Raw genomic sequence first — 21,367 nt, 5'->3', positions numbered from 1 at the left:
CTGGTTCAATGACTTAGTATTAGAAGTACGTTTAAAGGTACTTTTTAAAGGTACTGGCTGTGATGGTGACGGCGAAGGCAAAGGCCAGGGCAAATGGCAGGATGATCCAGGACGGGTGCAAACTGAGCGGCAGCGCCAGGTACAACACCCAGGCCATGATGATCAGCGGTATGGCGGCTTTCTTGGCGTAGTGGTACACGAAAGAGCTTTCCCTGCCGCCTCCCCAACGCCGCAGGTCGCGCCGCACCAGTCCATCCACCAGCGCCACCAGGGTGAACAGTCCAAATACCGGCGTGGCCAGCGTCAGGATGGCGAGTCGTACCGCAAAGACCTGGGTGATTTGCATACCCGCCAGCACATAGTCAGCGACGGGCCGGTAAAATCGGTGCAGCACCGGTCTCAGACCGGTTTCCTCCGCAGATGGTACCGGTGTGATCCAGTGAATCAGATCCACGAGCCCCGTCCACTCGAAGGCAAACTGGTAGATGCGATCCGAGAGGTTACTGGCGAACACCATCGGCTGGGCGGTTAGCCAGCTGCGATGAAAGTCGGCGCCGAGGAACTGAAGTTCATTCACCAGCATCTGCCGACTGTGGCCAAGTCCTTGCTCTTCCCACCAGAACGCCATGCCGATCCACTCCACCAGAATGGAGAACCACAGGGAGAGAAACAGCCATTTGAGGCACTGGGCGATGCCCGTCAGCAGCCGGGATACGGTACCCGGCTGTGCAACCGTCCGTCGGGGATCACGGGGCTCCACCGTGCTCAAGCCTGCTCACCGGCGTCTGAGGGTCGGATCGCGGCCTCGGAGACGGCGTGCCACCAGTGATCGGTGACCCGGTACCAATGATCGTTGGTGATATAGCTGCGGCGCATGGCCTCGGCTATCGCCTCAAAGTCGTCGGGCATGGCCGTATCCTCGCGGTCATCCGGCAGCGGGATGCGGATTTTCCAGAGCTGGCCGCCTTCCAGCAGGGCGAAGGCCTGTCCCTTGGGTAGTGTGACCATATCGGCGGCGGTCAGCATCGGAACTTCCGAGACGCTGATCCGGTCTTCGTTGCGGGATTTGAAGTCGACCCCGGAACCGGGATCCGACGAATCATCGACGCCGGAGACACTCATCAGGGTGAAGACCTCAACCCGCGGCAACTGCTCGGTCAGCATGGCGGCGGTGTCCAGCTCTTTCACCCGCAGCATCAGCAGGGTATTGAAGTTACCGGCCACCTGCCCCGCTTTCGCCCGACTGCCGATCCGTGCTTCCACGTCCGACCAGGTCTGAGTATAGGCCGTGACCTGAAAGCCTGCCCCGCCGGCCTTGTTCAGCAGTGGCACGAACTCATCACCGATCAGCTCGTTAAACTCATCCGCATGCAGAGAAATGGTGGGGGTCGAGTGTGGCGAGGTTTTCAGGGTTGGCGCATGAGTACCCTTAGCCGCGACACCGTGCTTGTAGATATGCCCCGCGACGGACACCAGATCCGCAAACATGGAATTGCCCACCGCACTGGCCACTGTGGTATCGGTGAGTGCATCCAGTCCCACATACACGATGCCCTTGCGGCGCACCACATCCATCCATTCAAAGATCGGCCTGGCGTCGTGCTTATCCTGGTAATCCGGTGAGATCAGCCCGGCAATGGTACCTGTAGTCAGCTTTTCCATCAGCGGGCCGACGGAGCTGACGATCTTGTCGAAATAGGTCTTGTCGTATTTGAACGCGGAAATCAGCCCGTCCAGGACGGGATCGTAAATGGCCTTCTCCTGCAACAAGCGCATGCAGGCGATGGCTTCCATCGACCGGCCACGTAGGGCATTGGGCAGGTTGCGCTCTTTGATATCCGCCGCGCGCTCTTCAACCAGAGACGGCCAGGCTTCGATGCCGGCAACGTCGGCACAGTGGCCGGCGTATTCCACAAACAAGGGCTCGATGTCGTTGATGTAGCGACGGATCTGCTGGTAGTCCGGCCGGCGTTTCAGGGCCACCAAAGCGCGCGCAATGATATTGACGAAGCGCCAGGCGAACTCCTTGAAGGCAGCGGAGTTGCCCTCGTTGGGCAACTGATTGGCGATACGGGTCGCGACCTCGGTAATGCGGGAGAAGTTACCGATGGCGTTGTAACGCGCCGACAGTTCCGGAAAGCCGAGATGAAACAGATAAAAATCGTCCAGCCGACCGGCGCGCTTCGCCTCGGCGTAGATGCGACGCAACAGATCGGCATCCCCTTTGGGGTCAAAGACAATGACGACATCGCCCCGGCGGATGTCCTGGGTAATCAGCAGTTCCGCCAGGCGTGTCTTACCGACGCGCGTGGTGCCCAACACCAGCGTGTGCCCAACCCGTTCACCCAAATCCATCCACACGGGCTGCTCTTGCGGTTCAACCGCGTGCAGGGCGGGTTTACCGCCGACGGCTGGTAATGGTGCCAGCGGGTTCCAACGGCTGCGGCTACGCAGGGCTTTGGCCAGCAAAGACAGGACTGGCATCGATTCCCAGGCCACTTCCTTTTGTCGCGCCCACTGGTATAGCGAGCCCGGCTGAACGCAACGTTGAACCTCGGGCTTGAGGGTATCGCGCAGGCGCTGGGTGTGTTGCTGGGTCCAGCGAAAGCCTTTGCCCAAAAACAGCTTATGGCGACTGACGGGGATCTGGTTGGCCCGCACTTGGTAATCCGGCAGCCGCTTCATGTGATGCTGGTAGCGCAACACACGCCATGCTTGACGGCCCCGCCACAAGCCAAAGCCGAAAAAGGTCAGGCTGGTGGCCATTGCGATACCCGGTGGCATCATCAAGGCCCAGGGGGCGAGCCAGGCCAGCGTACCCGCCGCAAACGCCGTACAGGTGGACCATAACTCTACGGGAGGCCGCAACAGCGCTTCCATCGGATGCGAACTCATTGCCGGATGCCATCACGGGTAATCAATACCGGGTAATGATGAATACCCAGTGCGGTGGCCAAATCACTCCCGGAGCCCAGAGTGACGGATAAGTCCTGCGCCACTTCAGCAACCCGTCGAACATCCGCCTCGGTATCGGCTTGTACCAACATGCCCACCGCACCCAGGGCTCTGAGAGTGTCGTGGTGAGTCGCCAGCCATTGCACTGACACCGCATCCGAGCCGATGAGAAAGAAGGGGCGTGGATTCCCTTGCGCCAAACGCGCCAGGGCTTCGGGACTCAGTTGGCTATCGGCGGTATCGCCTACGACCAATCCGGGTGAACGTATGGGCAATAAATTGCCGAGAGTCGCCGGACCGAGCAAGGACGTTGAAGATGGATTGTGGTCGCTCGATTCAGCCGGGGCGGTCGATTGAGTTTTCTTCGACAAAAGTGGGCTGAGTAACGGCGCTAAGGGTCGGGTCTGACCACTGTCATAAATCACCGCCAGCTCAGCCAATACGGAGGAGTTCATGACCAGCCCGAGCACGAGGACTGGCAACGATCGTTGTTTATGGATTCTCAAGACGTACCTCCTGTGGTGTATCGTTCAACCACATCCAGTGCGCCTTGACCCGCTGACCGTAGCGATCAGCTCGGGCAGGATCGTTGGGTGCGTGATAGCAGCCGGCGCTTTGAATCCATTGGGTGTGTTCGACGAAGCAGTCGCGCAGGATCGCGGCGGCCACACGCAGGTTGTGGTATGGATCCAGCGCTTGCCAGGATGAACCCAGGACTGAACGGTGGTAACGCCAACTGATTTGCATCAGCCCGATATCCACTGAGGTTTTAGTTTCTGTCAACACCATCTCCAGTGTCTGCCATGCCATCTGGCGCGACGGGAAATAGTGTCCTTCCCCATCAATATTGAGCGCCCATGGCCAGGGGCGGAACTGTCCACCGCTGAGCGAGCTCTGTCCGCTCTCGGTCAAGGCCACCGCGTAGAGCAGGCCCGGAGGCAGGCCGTATTCGCTCGCGACTTGCTGATACCCCACTGGCACGGATTGCGACTGCGCGGCCGTCGACCACCACAGCAAACCGATAACACAAGGTATGATCGGCCAATTCACCATGACCGGCGCCCGCTAGAATCGTGATAGCGGCAAGGGCATCAAGCGATCATCCCGCCGCAGTATCAGTACGGGCAAATCTTGTCCTTGCAGACCCGTATGTGCGGAGACCTTACCTAGCGCACCATCGTCGATGTTCAAGGTAATCTTGTGCTCACTCACCCATTGTGGATCGATCTGTTTCGAGGCCGCCCAGTCACGTATACGGGATTCCTCACCGGCAAACACATCGATCAGGTACAGATCGATGCCAGAGAACTGTTTGATCTGGCTGACCAATCGCTCCAGCACCGCATCGCAGGTCGGGCATTGGGTATCGGTAAAGAACAACACCCGGTCCGACGACTGCCACACGAATTTTCCAGCCAGACCTTGATCCGGCTTGGTGGACGCTGCAACACCGGGATCGATCAACAAACCGTTGGGGAAAAGACGCCGCTGGGCGTCGTCGTAAGCCCGCTGAAACGCCAGGATGCGTTCGGCATCGTCACGCATCATCACTGCCCACTGTTCAGCGTAGCGCCGACGTTCATCGGCACTGCGGGCGTGGATGCCCAGCACTTCGAGGGGTGACAAGGTCGCAGGACTCACGCTGCCCCGGATACCCTGCAGCAAGGATTGGTAACGCTGCCATTCCGACTCATCTAATCCCCACGAGTCAGCACGAAACGGCTGAGAGTCGATACGTTCTGTCGCAGATTGCTTGATCGCCACTGTGTTAGAAGATTGAGATTCCGCTGCCTGTCGGGTATCCGCGTTAACAGGCAACGTGACGCAAAGACAGAACCCGACCAATGCGATGGCAGGTTTTCTCATGCGATGCTCAATGGTCATCTTCATTGACCTGTTGGTCGACGGGCACGGTCAGATCGCGCTGAATGATCAGCTGATACTCCTGATCACAAATACGCACGGAGCATTCTCGATCGTCTATCTGATCGCCGATCGAAACCGCCTCACTTTCAGCACGCGGTTCCGGATCAATCTGCCCGGACTCAGCACCCATAACCCATGCGGTAACAAAAACGATGGCAATGACAAAGGCCTCCATTACTGCGCACCTCCCGTCGCATTAGGGGCGGAAATATCCGCGCAACGCTCGAATGCAATGAGGCGGTGAACGGGATCCTGGATGAGATGAAAAGCAGGACCGATCACAAGTCCCATCACGGTTTGAAGTGGCATGGGCTCAAAGCGGCGATGCACCGCTGGCAGTGGCAGCGCCAGCATGGCTTTCGCTTCCTCCGACAGCATAGCATCGGCCGCCAGGCGATAGCCGGAATCTCGCAACATCCAGTGGAAGGCCTCCCCCACACTTTCGATGTCGCCTGGAATGGTGATCGCTCTCGTCACCGATAACAGATCCCGCTGCCCGGCGGTCGGCTGAGCGACCATCACGGAATAGCGACCCGTTTGGGTCAGCGTGGTCATTGTTGTGACGGGCCGCTCTGCCGCCACTACCGAATGGCTCCCGACGGCAGCACCAGAACAGCACACCATTATCGTTAGGAGACGAGGGATTCCATGATGTTTAAACGGAGACATGTTTTGGCCTCAATCGTGATGAATGGCATCATGATCGCCAAGTGATCTTCTGGCGTGAATGGTTAATCCACTCGGTGAGTGTCGTGCTTATCCATGAGACATCTCGACCCAAACTCATCGACCTAAATAAACAGCGCTGATCTGCTCGCGGGCGTGGCCCAATTCGCGACTGATGGTGAGTCGTGCCTGATGGTCCTGCTGTCGTTGCTCAATGCTTAAACTGTTTGCGACCGGTCCACCCGCCGCAGGACAGGCCCAGCCGGTCAACGCCTGATAGCGTGACTGGGCATACGCATGGCGCAGGCCATGCAGTTTCGATAAACCTGCCTGAGTGGTATGACGTTCGTAGGTCCGCAGCTGCTGGATGTAGGTTTTCTGCGGTGGAATCAGGGAACCAGATCCCACCAGTCGGTGGGCACGATTCAAGACGGCACGCTGTTCCTGAGTGAGCACCGGCACGATCCGCGTCTTGCCCCCTTTCGTCCAGCTGGCTTTCAGGCGAACGTGATCACCCTGGTCGGCATAAGCTGGGATAAATTTGATCGCCTCCTCCCTGCGCAATCCGAAGGCGCGCTGTAACTCCAGAGTCATTCGCACATGCTCATCTTTAACGCTGCTCAACGCATCGTTACCGACAACCACCGCCTTGGAGTGTTGACTGACGAACTGCCGATCGGGAATGCCGTAGAACTCATTCGATCGGGCGATAACATTGCGCCTATCCACCTTGGCGGCCCACCAGCGCAGGCAATTCATACGGTTTTTGATGGTACCGGCCGCCATACCCTCGCTGAGCCATCGTTTCACCAGGGCGTCCACGTGCTTCGGCTTCAGGGATCGGGTAGTCATGCGCCGATACCCCATCTCCTGCAGTTGATTGGCAATCTGGTTAAGTATGCGCGCTCGATTGGCTTGCGTACTGTAACTGCCATCACGATTGCGTTTGCACAACTGTTTCAATTGGTAGTTCAGGTCTCTCATCGTGTACTTTCCAGTCTGGTAAGTGTTTCTGACCAACCACAGGCTCGTAGCCTGACTGGGTCCGCCGAAGCGGAAGGGTCAAGGGACACTACTCCCCGTTCGACCTGATAAGCCTGGTCGCAGGCAACCTGGCTGCTCTTCTGCTGAAGATGGTGCCGGGTAAACCAATGGACTCTAAGAGTCAGTTGCGATGGTGAGTACTTCACCTCCTTTTAAATGAGCGAAACCATCGGTCCGCGAGTTGAAAGAAACCGTCGATGAAACGGCGCGTTGGAAGTCGGCTACTTGCAAGCCGGGTTTGAGGTGGCGATAGCCAGATTGAAGCGAGGACGAACGTCCTGTTATTGAGGAAACATTGAAGATGAGCTGCAGCTGATGCTGTGCGCCATAGTAGCTCGGCTGGCGCCGTTGCCGTTTTTGCCATTTTTTGATGGCGAGGGCGACAATCCTCATCCACGTTACCGCCGTGGCCGCGTATGGAACTGTTTACGTTTCTTGGCCGCTAGTATAGTTAGAGCGAACTCGCTGGGAACGCATCAATCCGAGCGCAATCCGTTGTCGTTCCGTGCTCCGCCGCCCTCGTCACTACCCCGCTTCGCTAAGCAGTGACGAGGGCTTCGTTCGCGTCAACCACCACGCCAGGTCTGCGACCTGTCATGGCAGTTGAACAGACAAATCTGTTCGACCCATGGTTACAGTGGAACCATAAGCAAAACGTCAGTTTGATGCAGTGTTGGCACTTTCGATTGAAAGCAGGATTAAGCGAAACGGCAGGCGGGAGCAGAAGAGGTGCCACTTTATCCCAAGTGGCCAGGGCAAGGAGCCGATTCGATCGGCGACATTAATCTTCGCTGGGCAGCATGATCGTGACGACCGGTTCACCGGCATCACCGGGGCCAACCATCAGTTTCAAACTCACCTCGCCGGCTTCTGTCGAATGCCCGTCTTTCGGCACGCGGTACAACGAGAACAGCAACCGATCACCAGGAGCAGTAGCCGTTCGAATGGCGTAGAACGCCATAAACAGCACGTCCCACAAACGGCCAGACTCGTCCTGGTGCACTTGAAAGCGGTTATCCCGCTCTGTCCAGGCAACGCAATCACACCAAGCGGTATGGGTAAGTGCGACTGGCCATTTGAAGCCAGCCTCACGTGCCATAGCGGTGACATCGATCAGCACACCATCTTCGATAGCCTGTGCACGACTGTAACTTGCGACAACAGGACCGAAGACATCTTCCAACGACTTGTGCTCTGAATTTTTCATAAGGTTTCTCCCTGGAGAAATGAATTAAGAAATTCAGGGAGCACCTCCTTCCCATTGGGGAAGAAGACTCCCCAATGGGTTAAGTAAATGGCGTTACAGCAATCCGCGTTCGGCGAAGGAAACTGATTCCCCCACCGTGACCACAAAGTGATCCAGTACACGAATATCAACGAGTGCCAACGCCTCTTTTAAGCGCCGGGTAATCGCTTCGTCCGCGTGACTGGGCTCGGCGACACCACTCGGGTGATTGTGAAAAAACATCACCGCTGCCGCGTTAAGCGTCAACGCCTGTTGCACCACCACGCGGGGGTACACCGAGGCACCATCAATGGTTCCCTGGAACAACTCTGCGGCTTCGATTACCCGATGCCGATTATCCAGGTACACACAACCAAAGACTTCCGCTTTGCGTTCAGCCAACAACATCCGCAAGTAATCACGGGTGTGGTTGGGGCTCGGTAACTCAAGGCCCGGCTGGTGCAGGTCCTGCAATATCGCAAAGGCCAGCTCCAGCAGGGATTGCTTTTCAGGATCGTTCAACGACGCCATGCGAATGGCCGCAAAGCGGTTTTTAGGAATCACCCGGGAAGGTGAGGATTTGGAAGCCATGAGCGGTCTCCTTGAAGAGTCGAGGAGACCTGCCCAGCAAGGGAGAATCTCCCTCGCTGGGTTGAAAGATTGATCGCATCACAAGATGCGATCAGATTTGGTCGTCAGGCTACGGCGTTGTGGGTCTCAGCCGTCGGCGCCGGAAAGGGCTGACCTTCGACTTTGATCCACTGGAACCGCAGTAACCGGGACTTCAGGCTGATGCCCGTCGTACCGGCTCGATCACCGTTTTTGAAGATGAAGGTTTCGGCTTGCAGATCACTGAGGTGGAAACCCACCAAGACTTTAAAGTCAGCTTCCACCGCAGGCATTAGCTGACGCACCAGATCCTTCGCCTCTTCACCCACCACCACGCACTCGAAATGCGTGTGCTGAACGTTATCGGCTGGCCCTCGTAGCGCTGCGATGGTGACACTGAGAAAGGGGAACCCATTCTCGGGTGTCACTTCGCGAACCCGGTTGAGGTAACCGATGCCGTGGATATCAAGATCGAAATACTTCGGTTTTTCAGGGGTAGTTTGTCTACTGGTCATAACAGTTTCTCCTTGAACATAATGGAAAGCCGGAGAACACGATTCCCTGGCGGGAAGGTGTTTCCCGGCAGGGTGAGTAAAATCAGGACAAGCCCTGATACTGGATTGACGGTAAAACCGCGATGTCACTTGCACAATCCGCTGACATCTTCTTTGCCACTGAGACCGCAGTGGCCACGTACAAAGTCGTTACCCCTCCCTCACCGGGGCGTCGCAGACAAACTGCAGGTACTTGAGCATGCCCCTTGCGTTAGCAAAAGCGGCATGGTCGGCCATAATTTGATTGGGAAACCAGTTGGCAATATCAGCGGCTAACGCAGCACTGCCACCGCCGACGAACAGCACACGATCCAACTCCACACCGAGTCCAAGCTTGCGGCGGGTTTCGGTATAGAGTCGTTCCACCAACTCGCGTTTTGCTTCCGCCACCATGGCCGAGACATCATGATCCTTGCCATGCAAACGCAACCGATGTGTATCGACGGCCCGACTGATACTCTGCTCGCCAAGCTCGTTGATATCGAACTGTTCCTGTATACGGTTCGCCACGCGAATCTTGACGTTCAGCATGCCGCGATTCAGAGAGCCGGAGGAACCGTGCACAATGCCCTGGTCCTGAACCACTACATAATCCGTGGTGCGGCCACCGATATCGACAATAGCGATGGGCGCGTTGACGCGATCCGCGTCCAACGTCACACCATCATCATCGGTCATAACAATCACATAGTCGTACCAGGCAGCCAGCGCCTCCGGAATAACTTCATGAAAGGCGATGCTCACCTTTAGGAGCCCCTGTTGCGCTGACCTTTGCGATGCTTTTCTGGCAACAACAGGCTCAACCGCCAATTTCAAACCATCTCTTTTGGCATGGATCGCTTGTCGCCGTTGCTGACCATCGTTGCGGTAAAAAGCGGAGACCGGCAACCCCGTCACCACATGGACGGATCGGCCCGACAAACCCGCCTGTTGCAGTGCATGCTGGACGATCACCCGATTCAGGGCCGAGCCAGGGTATTCATCGAATTGGGTGGGCTCACCATCGACCGCACCGACGGAATACACACTGCCACCGGTTTCGTACTCAAAAATTTTCTGTTCCTCATCCCGTATCCAGGTGACACCGGCCGATCCCATGCGTGCCCGCGAAGGCACCGCCAGGAGGCGACCATCCGGTAACGCCACTTTGGTATAGGCATAGCCGTCATCGAGACCCACCTGTCCCACCGCCATGGGATTAGTGGTCACGGGAGGTTTGTCTTCGTCAGAAAATTTCTCATTGGTCAGTTCTGTCATGGTGCGATTCCTGATATCGGGGTTAGCTGTCTTTACTCACCGATCACTCGTCTCAGGTGCGTAAAGGGTTTTCTGGTGTCGTTTGGGGGAGCAAGCCTGGCGCGTTCGCTGTTGTGTGAGCTGCCAGGTGACCGCGCAGCGTGATCGACCATCGTCTCGGTTGTTCGCGGCTGGACGGAACCCGATCCGCGACTTCCGTTTATCTGGGTGGATGTACACGGCTGGCTCATAGGAATTGTGTGTGCCGGCAGCGCTTGCTCAGATCTGATGGCCTGACACTCGCTTCGAAATCCCACCAGCAACAGCTGCCGCAACCACTCGTTTTGTCTGCTTTTAGGCAGGCGGCGTAGACGCTGAAGCACCATCGCTTCGAGTGGAATTCGCGTATCAAGCGAGATGACGAGCTGCTGAAGCGTGCTGGTGGCCACGGCGGTCAGGTCTCGTCAGAATCTGCGATGGCGTTGCTATGCTTCTGTTGAAATGCCAGTGGACGCAGAGACGGCAACCGCTCACCATTGAGGATGTCCTGGGGAATCTCGCCCATCCGTTCCCTCGCTTTGATGGCTGCCGGTGTTCCCTGCCGGATGTCGTGGCGACGAACGTCCAGACTGTGATACCCCTGGGGCAACGCAAACACCCGGCGCACCCATCGCCCGCTAGCCGACACCTGCTCAATGAGGTCAGTGGGCATGTCGAGACCTAAGTGATGCAACGTCATGTCTGCGCACATCAACCGGTCGTACTCACCCAGCAACTGTGCAGCACGGAAGGCATAGGGATTGGCAAACTGTAACGATACGCGCTGTGGTCGACTCGATTGTGCGACGGTGAATTCGAAAGCACTGTTGGATTCAGTGATAAGGGCGTCCATCCTTTGCTGCAATCCCTGCAGCTGTGCTCGGATATCGGCAACGCCCTCTTCCACTTTGAGTAACCACCAGTCGGCATAAGGGTCGTCGAATCGGACGGCCTGCCATAGCGACTTCAGCCGATCTGCAAAGCCGATCAATCCCATAATGGCAGGCTTGCCATCGACTGCACGGCGGCCGCGGATCAGGCTCTGGGCCTGATAGGTCTGAATCGTCAACCAGACTTCACCCTGCAGGGCGCCTGGCACTGACTCGTTTTGATTTTCGGCTGTACTCTCGTGTGACTGCTCTGCGTCTGAATTCATTTGCGTCATTCCCTTCAAGATCAACTCTGACGTGCTATGAATCCACGAATGGGAAAATGGCACCACGGAATATCCATCCGACTGATGCAGCGTTTTGTGTTGCTGCGATCAGATGGTTCCAGTGGAAGCAGTGCGGGGAAGTAACGACAGAGAGATGTCACATCGTGTGTGACAACGGGCGGCAGCGCTATTTGTCCATATTCAATGATGCTCGTAACTTGGCCAGCTGCTCCAGCCCATAGGCTTGGTTTCGTGCTCGCTCTTCAGCCGCTTTACTTTTCTGTTCTTCGTTTTCTGGCGGCGGGACGTGATGTGCCCGATCGTGTCTTGCCTCGGCCACCTTGATCCCGAGGTTGGGCACAAATTCGCCTTGTTGTGCCGCCTTGCACAGCGAATGCAAGAACCGCAGCTCGTCATAAACCGGCTTCATGCCTTTTTGCTCAGACTCCAGGCGCCCCTGAAGCTCGTCGAGCACCAACTGCCGATCATCAGGATCGATCATGGCAAGATACCTGTCCGCCAAGTGTTTCTGGTTCTCCGACAAGCGCGGAGGATAGATCAGCGCTCGCTCTGTTGACGACGGGGTTGATGGATTGGATTCAGAAAATGTTTTCTCTTCATGGTTTGTATTGTGTGTAGTGGTTGTTGTAGTTGTTTTTTTATAATGACTACTACAACCACTACTGTAGTGTTCCTTTTCCTCCGCCTTTGAATTTTGGTCCTGGACGGATTGTACTGATGCGCACGCCCCGGACGAATTTTTTAGTTTCCCGATGGTCGCGGCGTGAAAGGTAAAATAACGACCGCTTTTGCTGTGGTTTCCGCTGGAATCTGACAATTGTTGCGCGGCCTGCAGGCGACGCTCAATAGTTGACTCCTTCCGTCCTAACGACTCGCCTTCCTGAATATCCTTATCCAGACTCTCCAACACAGCTTGCGCCACGCGCCGGACGCGGGCGTGATGATGTTCCTGGGATTGGGTGACGAATGCCATGTAGGCCTCATCCAGGTACAGGGCATCGACCAGAGGCAGGGGTTCATCGTGAAGGATGTAGACATTGCCGGTGAAACGGCCGCTTTTTTGACGCACTCTGGCGCACAGCGTTAGCCAACGCGTCAAGCGCAGAATGGCAATAGCGCGAGAGACAGTGGAGGTTGAAGAAACGTTGGTTTTAGCCGCAATGGTATCGTAATCGGGAAATGCCGTTCGTCCCCCTGTCTCCCTGGCATAGAGCATGATAACCATCCATACCAGTTTATCGACGGGTTCCAACACCGGATCCTGGATGACCATGGCCGGCACGGCCTGATGCCAATTCCCCATGAACAACATGGCATCCGGTAACGATGGATCACTCTGGGCACGAACCTTGGCAACAGTTGCCTTGATTAAAGCGTCGAGAGCAACAGTTTCTGGTCGCAGCGCATCCGCTTCATGAGCCATTCTCGGCAACCCGCCCGGACGTCGCGGCACTGCTTCCCACGCCGTAGGTTTCCCAACGCTGCACCAGCGCCCAAATCGATCGCAATCCAATGCCTGTCTGTTGCTGTAGGTCGAGATAGTCCTCTGCAGTTAATGTGGATTTGTCATCCGCCCTTACCTTATCCTGCCAGGCGTACCAAAGCGCGTGGGTATCGGTTTCATTCAGTTCGGGAGGCCTGCCCACGGCCGGCGCCAACGTCAACAATCGGCGCCATCGCGTGTATTCCCGAGAACTCACACCAAATAACTGCTGCATCATCTCTAACGGCGCGTCCGCGACCAGCAATGTTCGCTGCAGATCCTCAGATTCCCGCTGATGACGCAGGTGATCGAGCATCGGCCAAAAAACATCACGATTGAGACCAATCTGCAGACAGTGCACACGCAGTGCATCGGCCCGATAGAGATCGGCCAGATTCATCTCTTTCAGGGCGTCCAGTTCCTTGGGGCCAAAGTTCATGGCACGCAATGCCTGCTGATCCCCTTCTGCCAAACATCGCATGGCGTACAACAGAACGGCGGTGGTGAGGTCGGCTTCCTTATTGGACGACATCGCTTTCACCTCCTTGTTGCGCCCAAAGCTCGACCCCGGTATCGAAGGCTAACCGTTTAATGCTCCGGTAGGACTCCATCATTTGCAGCAAACGCTGCCAGTCTGGCGGGTTCAATTGTTGCCAGAGCTGGCTGTTGAGATGGCCGGGATCAGGCGTCCAGACACTGCCAAAGAGCAGACCGGCATCATGGGATGCCAAGGCCTGGTATAGAAGCGAGTCTTTATCCAGGTAGGCCAGGACAATGTCCGTGGGAGCGACGGTCAACTCTGAGCTCGCAGCCAACTGCCACCAGAGTGCGGACACTAAATCCAGCATGTCCTGGTCAAGGGATTCCCGCAGTTCCAGTGAAGGCACATCAATCAGCAGAAAGCCCAAGCCCTGATCCGGCAGACGAATGACTGTATCGTGCAATCCGTGGGATGCCGCCAGGGTTACGGCGCAGTCCCACAACTGGCTCCGCAAAACTTCAAGATTTCTTTGTTGACCACCTTTTTGGGAATTCGGCGCAGAGGTCAACTCAGCCGGCATGTTCGGTTGGTCTTTGCTTTTGTCATGACCACTCGCCGGTGAATCGATGTCAGCGGGCTGCTTTTCCAATGTCGTCGTATTCGATGACGGCCCACTATCAGAATGCTCCGGGTGTTCCGAGTCCCTGTCCGCCCCCGGCTCTGTATCCTCTTCGGCATGAGCGGGAAGGCTGAATGCGCGGCCCGATAGTTGTGCCTCCATCTCCAGATGAATCACTTGGCGATTCAGTTCGGACTCCACGGCGATCTCATTTTCCAATGCATCGCGCAGTGGCTGAATGTCCCATTCGGCGCCGTCATGACGGCGACACAACTCAGCAAAGATCGCATCGAAAACGGTGTTATCCCCCAATTGGCGACGATCCCAGATCGCTCGGGCAGCGCGTTCAAGGGCTCGGATCTTTTCCACCTGTGGCCGACCCAATCCGGCAGCCAAGGCTTTTGGCATCAATGGCCACAAGGTCTCAACGGCATATCCCATTTTGGAAATCATGCTGTGGCTGAGCCCGAAACCTCGCTCTCTGAACAACTCTTCCAGTTGGCGCTGAGACAGGCTCTCAACCCCCATCTCGCTTTCGAGGAGATGCTTTGCTTCGAATACGGCCAACGCTTTATCAATGAAAGGCAAACCGCCGCGGAGCTCGTTTTCGCGGAGGTGGGCAAAAAGTACGTTGGACTCCTGCGACCAGGGCTTGACGACGCAATCAATCCAGCGAAATCGCTCATCGCCGGTTTCGTCCAAAAGCTCCTTTAGTATCCTCAGCCGTGTATTGCCGCCACTGTGGAGCACATAATCAGCAGCCCCCGGCTCCTGTGATAGCACCAATGGTTGATCCAGGCCTTCAGCCTGGATCGACGCCTTTATTCGATCGTATTCAGGGTTCTGCTGCCGACGGGGATTGCGGGAGTAATGGTGGATACGAGTGACGTCTACACGGGTGATCTCGTGGGCGGATGGCGATCTCTCAGGCGTCATCGTTGCCACCTGCTTCTTGTGCACCCGATTCAGGCACGACGCCGTAGAAAATCTCTGGATGTCGAACCATGCTCGCCCGAGGCACAGGCTCCAGTCGACCATCCGAAAGGTCCGCCACAGTACGGGTGTAATGCTCGATTTGCGTCGCCATCAATGGACTGGCATATCGATGCTGGCCGGCAATCTGATACAAGTAGGAGACTGAGTCGCCACACGCCGCAGCGACGTCGGCCCGCTCCCGCTTGGTTGCCATTTTGAGGAAATCCTTTAGCTCCATGCGCAGAAACATTAGCACCGTGCGAATCATCGAACAACGCGCAATCGCCACTTTTTGTTTATCACTCTGCTAAAAATCATGCTAAAGTGTTTCGCATGACGCTAAAACTTAACCAGATCCGGCTCCACAATCTTGAGGTTCTGATTGCCGAAGCGGGGTCAGCTGCCAAGTTGGCGCGTGCGGCTGGGACCAATAGCTCCTACCTCAGTCAGGTGCGCAACCAGCTGCCGACCAAAAAAGGAACGCCCCGCTCTATTGGAGATGAGCTGGCGGAGAAACTGGAAAAGGCCATGAATAAAGACCAAGGATGGATGGATACCCCCCATGCGGACGGGGCAAGACAAGAGGAACACAACGCCCACGACGGCCCGGATTTGCGCAGTCTCCACCCGCTGATATCCTGGGTCCAAGCGGGAAACTGGTATGAGATTTCTGAAAGTTTCGTGCCGGCCTACGGTTCAGAACTTTTACCCTGCCCGGTTTGTTGTAGTCCTGAATCCTTTGTACTTAGGGTTCGCGGTAGCAGTATGGAACCCAAGTTTCATGAGGGCGACCTGATTTTTGTTGACCCCAATGTTTCACCTGACCACGGAAAGTACGTGGTTGTTCGACTCGATGAATCCAATGAAGCCACGTTCAAGCAGTTAATTATTGAAGAGGGCAAGCAGTACCTGAAGGCACTCAACCCTGACTGGCCGAATCGCATTATCGAAGTGGATGAAGAAGCGACAATCTGTGGAGTCATTGTCTTCAAGGGGGAGGTGGTCTAAGTATTCCCAGCCTGCCCAAAGGCAGGAACAACAATAATTAATTCAAGTGACCGCATGCAGCGCAAATATGGTGAATGACGCTGTCACGGCAACACTCCTAAGTCCATCACCCCACCCTGATGCAGTAATTGTTTATCACATTGCTAAACATTCTCTTTTGCCAAAATGATTTGCACGGTGCTAACGTTTAGTTTTTGGCAAGCCTAAGACTCTGACACGTGCGGTCCGGAGCGAGAGTGAGAAGCAATGGATGACGGACACCCTACTCGACCAAGAAAGACTTTAATCAATCGAAAAACATTACTGGCTATGATTCCGCTTTCAGATCGCGCCATCTTCAATATGGAGAAACGAGGCGACTTTCCGCGCAGAATCGTGCTGACAAGCCGCAATGTCGCCTGGGACTTGGCCGAGGTGGAAAAGTGGATCGAATCCCGCAAAGAGTCTGAAGATCAACCTATCCGGCCAGGAATCAATATTAACGCTTCACGCTAGTCCACTCGTCAATCATGTCAGCCCAGTCTTGCAACATCGCCGCCCGTTGCTCCCGGTATTCGGCTTTATTGTAAATTGCCCTTACTCCTTTCTGCTCATGGGCAAGACACTTTTCAATCCAATCAGTGTTGTAGCCTGCTTCATGCAATAAGGTGCTGGCTGTGCGACGCAGATCGTGCGGACCAAATTTACCAAGCTGCTCACCATCCTTTTGTGCAGACTGATACGTCAGGGCAAGAACGCGATTCAAAGTCGCTGCACTCATAGGCAAGTCCGAATCATACCGCGAGGGAAGCACGAATTCGGAGCCACCGGCAAAGGTCTTCAGTGCGATAAAGATGTCCAGTGCCTGGCGAGACAGAAACACCAAATGTGGATTTCGTCGCTTCATACGCTGTTTCGGGATCGTCCAGAGTGCCTCGCTAAAATTGATCTCTTCCCAGGTGGCGTTGGACAACTCGGATTTTCTGACCATGGTCAATAACAGCAGCTTGATTGCGGCTCTATATTGCGGCGAGGTCCCGATTCGATCCATGTACCGATACATCAGACCAATTTCGGCAGGACTCAGGGCGCGGTCACGGGGTTCGAATCTGGCGATACTGTTGGGGCGAACCATTTCAGCGGGGTTTTCAACTTTCTGTCCGCGTTCGATCGCCCACCGATAAACCTGTAATACCACTTCTCGGGCGTGGACGGCTGTTGCTGGCGCTCCTCTTTCCACGATGGCATCGGTCACTGCCCGGAGATCCTCATGCGTGATCTCAGATAATTTCTGATTGCCGAAGCGCTTTTTCAACTCGCGGTTGTAGACCGATTTACGCATGTCGCGTGTCGAGTCAGCCATCTGATAGCCGCGCAACCATTTTTCAGCCCATGCCCCGAATGTTTCGGCATCCTTCACGCGCGATTTGTCGCGCGCTTTCTCTCTGGCCGGGGATTTGCCGGCTGCAATCATTTTCTTTGCTTCGCTCAGCAGTTCCCGCGCTTCCGCCAGTGTGATACCGCCACTGCCATACCGACCGATGGTCAACGTCTCCTGGCGGCCGCTGATGGAGTAGTTATGTCTAAAAGAGATTGTCCCTGCCGGCGTGACTGCTACGTAAAGGCCGTCTCGGTCGTTGACCTTGTAGAGCTTGTCTTGAGGTTTCAGGTTGCGAAGCTTGGTATCGGTCAGCATGGCTAATCCTCCTTTTCTCGTCCTTAATACCATGATCAAACATGCCGTATTTTTCGCCTATATTTACTTTAATATCAGCATGTTAGTGATTTTCGATACCATGACTACTCCAAAATTCATGGCATGGTATTTCTTTGAGGTCGCGGTATCAGCTCGAACAATACCATCAAAAATACCATGAAAAAAGTTTGCTTGAGGGTGCTGGGGAGTGCCTGACATTGCCAGGAAAAATAAAGAAAAACCCATTGATATCAATGGGTTAATAGAGGTTTACTGCTTGTGAATGCCAGCCAGTGCCAGACGTGGAATCATTCCCACTCAATCGTCGCAGGCGGTTTGCTGGATACGTCGTAGGTCACGCGGGAGACGTGTTCTATTTCGTTGATAATGCGGTTGGATACTTTCTCCAGCAGCTCGTACGGCAAGTGCGCCCAGCGGGCGGTCATAAAGTCGATGGTTTCGACTGCGCGCAGAGCAATTACCCATTCGTAGCGGCGCTGGTCGCCGACGACGCCAACGGATTTTTGCGGAATAAATACCGCGAAGGCCTGGCTGGTTTTGTGGTACCAGTCGAAGTTATGCAGTTCTTCAATAAAGATGGCATCGGCTTCGCGCAGGATATCGGCGTATTCTTTTTTCACTTCGCCAAGTATACGGACGCCCAAGCCCGGCCCTGGGAATGGATGGCGGTAGACCATGTCGTAGGGCAGGCCCAGTTCCAGGCCGATTTTACGCACTTCGTCCTTGAACAGTTCGCGTAATGGTTCTACCAATGCCATTTTCATATCGTCTGGCAGGCCGCCGACGTTATGGTGAGATTTGATGACGTGGGCCTTACCGGTTTTGGAGGCAGCGGATTCAATCACATCCGGGTAGATGGTGCCTTGTGCCAGGAAGTGTACGTCTTTGAGTTTGGTGGCTTCGGCGTCGAATACGTCGATAAAGTTGCCGCCAATGGCCTTACGCTTGGCTTCCGGATCGGTCACGCCAGCCAGGGCACCCAGGAACAGCGCTTCGGCGTCGGCACGGATGACTTTAACGCCCATATTTTTGGCAAACATGTCCATCACCATGTCGCCTTCGTTCTTGCGCAACAGGCCGTTATCGACAAAAACACAGGTCAGCTGGTCGCCGATGGCCTTGTGCAATAAGGCCGCCACCACGGAGGAGTCCACACCACCCGACAGGCCGAGCAATACTTTTTGATCGCCGACTTGGACGCGGACTTTTTCGATCTGGTCTTCGATGATTTTTGCCGGTGTCCAGAGCACTTCGCAGCCACAGATGTCCAGAATAAAGCGTTCCAGAATGCGTTGGCCTTGCAGGCTATGGGTCACTTCCGGGTGGAACTGAACGCCGTAGAAATGTTTGTCGGCCAGGTACATACCGGCAATCGGGCATGAAGGCGTTGAGGCCATCAGCTCAAAGCCTTCGGGCATGGCAGATACTTTGTCGCCGTGACTCATCCAGACGTCCAGCAGTGACTGGCCGTCGTCGGTGATGTGATCCCGAATGTCATGGAACAGCTGGCTATTGCCTTCCACCTGAATCTGGGCGTAGCCGAATTCACGAATGCTGGAACCCTGAACCTTGCCACCCAGCTGCTCTGCCATGGTTTGCATACCATAGCAGATACCCAGCACGGGCACGCCCAGGGTAAATACACATTCCGGAGCCCGTGGTGATCCGGCTTCGGTCACTGATTCCGGGCCACCGGCCAGAATAATACCGCTCGGGTTGTATTCAAGAATTTCGGCGGCGTCCATATCAAAGGCACGTATTTCCGAAAACACACCGATTTCGCGCACACGACGGGCAATCAGTTGGGTGTATTGGGAGCCAAAATCCAGAATCAGAATTTTCTGGGCGTGGATATCTTGAGACATAGGGTATCCATGGTAACGGGGCCACAGCCCACGGTTGAATAATCAGTAAAAATGCAAAAAGGGGACGCTAATCCCCCTCTTTAAAATCCGCGTTGTCGAATTCCAGTCCTTGCTGCTCTACCCTGCTGCTGGCTGCTTATAGCCACTAACACACCACTAACACCGTCATTAACAGTAAACACCGTCACTAGCACAGCGATGCAGTAGACAGCAGTGCCATAGAGCAGTCAGCATCAGTCACCAAGGCGGTAGTTGGGCGCTTCTTTGGTAATCTGCACATCGTGGACGTGGGATTCTTTCATGCCAGCACCGGTGATCTGTACGAATTGCGGCTTGGTGCGCATCTCGTCAATGGTCGCACAACCGGTATAACCCATGGCCGCACGAACACCGCCCATCAACTGATGAACCACATTCGACAGCGGCCCTTTAACGGCGATACGACCTTCGATGCCTTCTGGTACCAGCTTGTCAACGCCTTCCTTCTTGTCCTGGAAGTAGCGGTCGGAAGAACCCTGGGTCTGGCCCATTGCACCCAGAGAGCCCATGCCACGGTAAGACTTGTAGGCACGGCCCTGGAACAACTCCACTTCACCGGGTGCTTCGTCGGTTCCGGCCAGCATAGAACCAACCATAATCACTGAGGCTCCGGCGACCAGTGCCTTGGCGATGTCACCAGAGAAACGTACGCCGCCGTCTGCAATAACCGGGACGTCGTACTTTTCCATGGCTGTTGCGACATTGGCGACTGCGCTGATTTGCGGAACGCCGACACCGGCCACAATTCGGGTGGTACAAATAGAACCCGGACCGATACCTACTTTCACGCCATCAGCTCCGGCTTCTACCAGAGCAACGGCGGCTTCTGCGGTGGCGATATTGCCGCCGATCACCTGAAGATTAGGGTATTTCTGTTTGATCATGCGTACACGATCGATCACACCAGTGCCATTGGCATTGGATGTGTGGCCATGGGCAGTATCCACCACGATCACGTCTACACCGGCAGCGGCCAGTGCATCCACACGTTCATCCGTGCCTGCGCCAGTACCAACAGCAGCACCCACCAGCAAGCGTCCCTGATCATCTTTGGCCGCGTTGGGAGAAGCTTTGGCCTTGTCGATGTCCTTGACGGTCATCAGTCCCACCAGTTTGCCAGCCTCATTCAGCACCAGCACTTTTTCAATACGGTGCTTGTGCAGCAGATCCTGAACAATAGCTGGGCTGGTGCCTTCCAGCACGGTGATCAGTTTTTCTTTGGGAGTCATTACCGAGGCGACGGTTGCCTCCAGATTTTTTTCAAAACGCACATCACGGCGGGTAACAATACCCACCAGCTCGCCATGATCGACAACCGGCATTCCGGAAATATTGAATTGGGCAGACAATTCCAGCACACCGCTGATCGTGGTTGAACTGGTGACCGTAATGGGATCTTTCACCACCCCACTTTCGTATTTTTTGACCTTGCGAACCTCGGCAGCCTGTTCTTCCGGCGTCAAGTTCTTGTGGATAATACCCAGACCTCCTTCCTGTGCGATCGCGATCGCGAGGCGGCCTTCGGTGACGGTATCCATTGCAGAAGAAATCAGCGGAATCTTCAGCTCAATACCACGAGTCAGACGGGTTTTCAGGGAAACCTGATTGGGCAGAACTTCAGAAAAACCGGGAACCAACAGCACATCATCAAAAGTGAGTGCTTCCTGAGCGATTCGCAACATAGAGAGCCTTCCAGAATGGGGAAATTTGGGAGGTTACCCGAAGTCAAACGCGGTGGCGGAAAGCCCTGTTCGCTGGCCTGATCCGCCG

At 55.4% G+C, this 21,367-nt stretch carries 23 protein-coding genes; 2 read left to right on the top strand and 21 right to left on the bottom strand.

Features of this window, described 5'->3' with window-relative positions:
- Positions 1-31 precede the first annotated feature (31 nt).
- From WG929_RS02600 to WG929_RS02515, 18 genes are all read right to left on the bottom strand, one after another.
- The gene (locus WG929_RS02600; protein ID WP_416204810.1) at positions 32-760 is read right to left on the bottom strand and encodes a TIGR03747 family integrating conjugative element membrane protein; all 729 of its coding nucleotides are present in this window, start codon (positions 758-760) and stop codon (positions 32-34) included.
- 5 nt (positions 761-765) lie between these two features.
- Positions 766-2,880 (bottom strand): type IV conjugative transfer system coupling protein TraD, encoded by a 2,115-nt coding sequence (gene traD / locus WG929_RS02595; protein ID WP_416204770.1) that lies wholly within the window; start codon positions 2,878-2,880, stop codon positions 766-768.
- A gap of 11 nt (positions 2,881-2,891) precedes the next feature.
- Positions 2,892-3,461 carry an integrating conjugative element protein gene (locus tag WG929_RS02590; RefSeq protein WP_416204769.1) on the bottom strand — a complete coding sequence of 190 codons (570 nt, stop codon included), beginning with the start codon at positions 3,459-3,461 and terminating at the stop codon, positions 2,892-2,894.
- On the bottom strand, positions 3,448-4,008 hold the full coding sequence (locus tag WG929_RS02585) for a lytic transglycosylase domain-containing protein (RefSeq protein ID WP_416204768.1): 561 nt from the start codon (positions 4,006-4,008) through the stop codon (positions 3,448-3,450). The genes WG929_RS02590 and WG929_RS02585 overlap by 14 nt, the downstream gene beginning before the upstream one ends.
- Positions 4,009-4,020: 12 nt before the next feature.
- A complete protein-coding gene (locus tag WG929_RS02580) occupies positions 4,021-4,839 on the bottom strand; it encodes a TIGR03759 family integrating conjugative element protein (RefSeq protein WP_416204767.1) in 819 nt (272 codons plus the stop codon).
- The gene (locus WG929_RS02575; protein ID WP_416204766.1) at positions 4,829-5,056 is read right to left on the bottom strand and encodes a hypothetical protein; all 228 of its coding nucleotides are present in this window, start codon (positions 5,054-5,056) and stop codon (positions 4,829-4,831) included. Before WG929_RS02575 ends, WG929_RS02580 begins: the two co-directional genes overlap by 11 nt.
- The gene (gene pilL2, locus WG929_RS02570; RefSeq protein ID WP_416204765.1) at positions 5,056-5,436 is read right to left on the bottom strand and encodes a PFGI-1 class ICE element type IV pilus protein PilL2; all 381 of its coding nucleotides are present in this window, start codon (positions 5,434-5,436) and stop codon (positions 5,056-5,058) included. Before pilL2 ends, WG929_RS02575 begins: the two co-directional genes overlap by 1 nt.
- A 228-nt stretch (positions 5,437-5,664) precedes the next feature.
- Complete coding sequence (locus WG929_RS02565) at positions 5,665-6,531, bottom strand: phage integrase N-terminal domain-containing protein (RefSeq protein ID WP_416204764.1); 867 nt, start codon at positions 6,529-6,531, stop codon at positions 5,665-5,667.
- Between the two features lie 174 nt (positions 6,532-6,705).
- Positions 6,706-6,984: a hypothetical protein gene (locus tag WG929_RS02560; protein ID WP_416204763.1), complete on the bottom strand. Its 279-nt coding sequence runs from the start codon at positions 6,982-6,984 to the stop codon at positions 6,706-6,708.
- A 388-nt stretch (positions 6,985-7,372) separates the two neighbouring features.
- A complete protein-coding gene (locus WG929_RS02555) occupies positions 7,373-7,798 on the bottom strand; it encodes a DUF6573 family protein (RefSeq protein ID WP_416204762.1) in 426 nt (141 codons plus the stop codon).
- A gap of 93 nt (positions 7,799-7,891) precedes the next feature.
- A complete protein-coding gene (locus WG929_RS02550) occupies positions 7,892-8,407 on the bottom strand; it encodes a JAB domain-containing protein (protein ID WP_035230337.1) in 516 nt (171 codons plus the stop codon).
- Between the two features lie 104 nt (positions 8,408-8,511).
- Positions 8,512-8,940 (bottom strand): DUF3577 domain-containing protein, encoded by a 429-nt coding sequence (locus WG929_RS02545; protein WP_035230339.1) that lies wholly within the window; start codon positions 8,938-8,940, stop codon positions 8,512-8,514.
- A gap of 189 nt (positions 8,941-9,129) precedes the next feature.
- Positions 9,130-10,236 carry a plasmid segregation protein ParM domain-containing protein gene (gene parM / locus WG929_RS02540; protein ID WP_416204761.1) on the bottom strand — a complete coding sequence of 369 codons (1,107 nt, stop codon included), beginning with the start codon at positions 10,234-10,236 and terminating at the stop codon, positions 9,130-9,132.
- 433 nt (positions 10,237-10,669) lie between these two features.
- A complete protein-coding gene (locus WG929_RS02535) occupies positions 10,670-11,410 on the bottom strand; it encodes a PFL_4669 family integrating conjugative element protein (RefSeq protein WP_416204760.1) in 741 nt (246 codons plus the stop codon).
- 187 nt (positions 11,411-11,597) lie between these two features.
- Positions 11,598-12,854, bottom strand: a complete 1,257-nt coding sequence (locus WG929_RS02530) for an STY4528 family pathogenicity island replication protein (RefSeq protein ID WP_416204759.1) — start codon at positions 12,852-12,854, stop codon at positions 11,598-11,600.
- Positions 12,844-13,446: a DUF2857 domain-containing protein gene (locus tag WG929_RS02525; protein ID WP_305170027.1), complete on the bottom strand. Its 603-nt coding sequence runs from the start codon at positions 13,444-13,446 to the stop codon at positions 12,844-12,846. Before WG929_RS02525 ends, WG929_RS02530 begins: the two co-directional genes overlap by 11 nt.
- On the bottom strand, positions 13,433-14,950 hold the full coding sequence (locus tag WG929_RS02520; protein ID WP_416204758.1) for a ParB family protein: 1,518 nt from the start codon (positions 14,948-14,950) through the stop codon (positions 13,433-13,435). Before WG929_RS02520 ends, WG929_RS02525 begins: the two co-directional genes overlap by 14 nt.
- Positions 14,940-15,203 carry a hypothetical protein gene (locus WG929_RS02515; protein WP_416204757.1) on the bottom strand — a complete coding sequence of 88 codons (264 nt, stop codon included), beginning with the start codon at positions 15,201-15,203 and terminating at the stop codon, positions 14,940-14,942. Before WG929_RS02515 ends, WG929_RS02520 begins: the two co-directional genes overlap by 11 nt.
- A 119-nt stretch (positions 15,204-15,322) precedes the next feature.
- Here WG929_RS02515 and WG929_RS02510 point away from each other — a divergent pair, with 119 nt between their 5' ends.
- Both WG929_RS02510 and WG929_RS02505 read left to right on the top strand, forming a co-directional pair.
- Positions 15,323-15,997, top strand: a complete 675-nt coding sequence (locus WG929_RS02510) for a LexA family protein (protein ID WP_014704084.1) — start codon at positions 15,323-15,325, stop codon at positions 15,995-15,997.
- Between the two features lie 246 nt (positions 15,998-16,243).
- Entirely contained in the window at positions 16,244-16,492 is a 249-nt protein-coding gene (locus WG929_RS02505) for a helix-turn-helix transcriptional regulator (RefSeq protein WP_035230350.1), read from the top strand.
- Here the strand turns inward: WG929_RS02505 and WG929_RS02500 are convergent.
- The 3 genes from WG929_RS02500 to guaB all read right to left on the bottom strand — a co-directional run bounded on the left by WG929_RS02500 (position 16,476) and on the right by guaB (position 21,279).
- Complete coding sequence (locus tag WG929_RS02500) at positions 16,476-17,672, bottom strand: tyrosine-type recombinase/integrase (protein WP_035230352.1); 1,197 nt, start codon at positions 17,670-17,672, stop codon at positions 16,476-16,478. The genes WG929_RS02505 and WG929_RS02500 overlap by 17 nt on opposite strands.
- A 308-nt stretch (positions 17,673-17,980) precedes the next feature.
- A complete protein-coding gene (gene guaA, locus WG929_RS02495) occupies positions 17,981-19,558 on the bottom strand; it encodes a glutamine-hydrolyzing GMP synthase (protein ID WP_369854733.1) in 1,578 nt (525 codons plus the stop codon).
- 233 nt (positions 19,559-19,791) lie between these two features.
- The gene (gene guaB, locus WG929_RS02490; protein WP_369854734.1) at positions 19,792-21,279 is read right to left on the bottom strand and encodes an IMP dehydrogenase; all 1,488 of its coding nucleotides are present in this window, start codon (positions 21,277-21,279) and stop codon (positions 19,792-19,794) included.
- Between the last annotated feature and the right edge of the window lie 88 nt (positions 21,280-21,367).

This window comes from Oceanobacter antarcticus, assembly GCF_044962685.1.
Classification (GTDB): domain Bacteria; phylum Pseudomonadota; class Gammaproteobacteria; order Pseudomonadales; family Oceanobacteraceae; genus Oceanobacter; species Oceanobacter antarcticus.
This window is presented reverse-complemented; position numbering and strand designations above follow the sequence as displayed.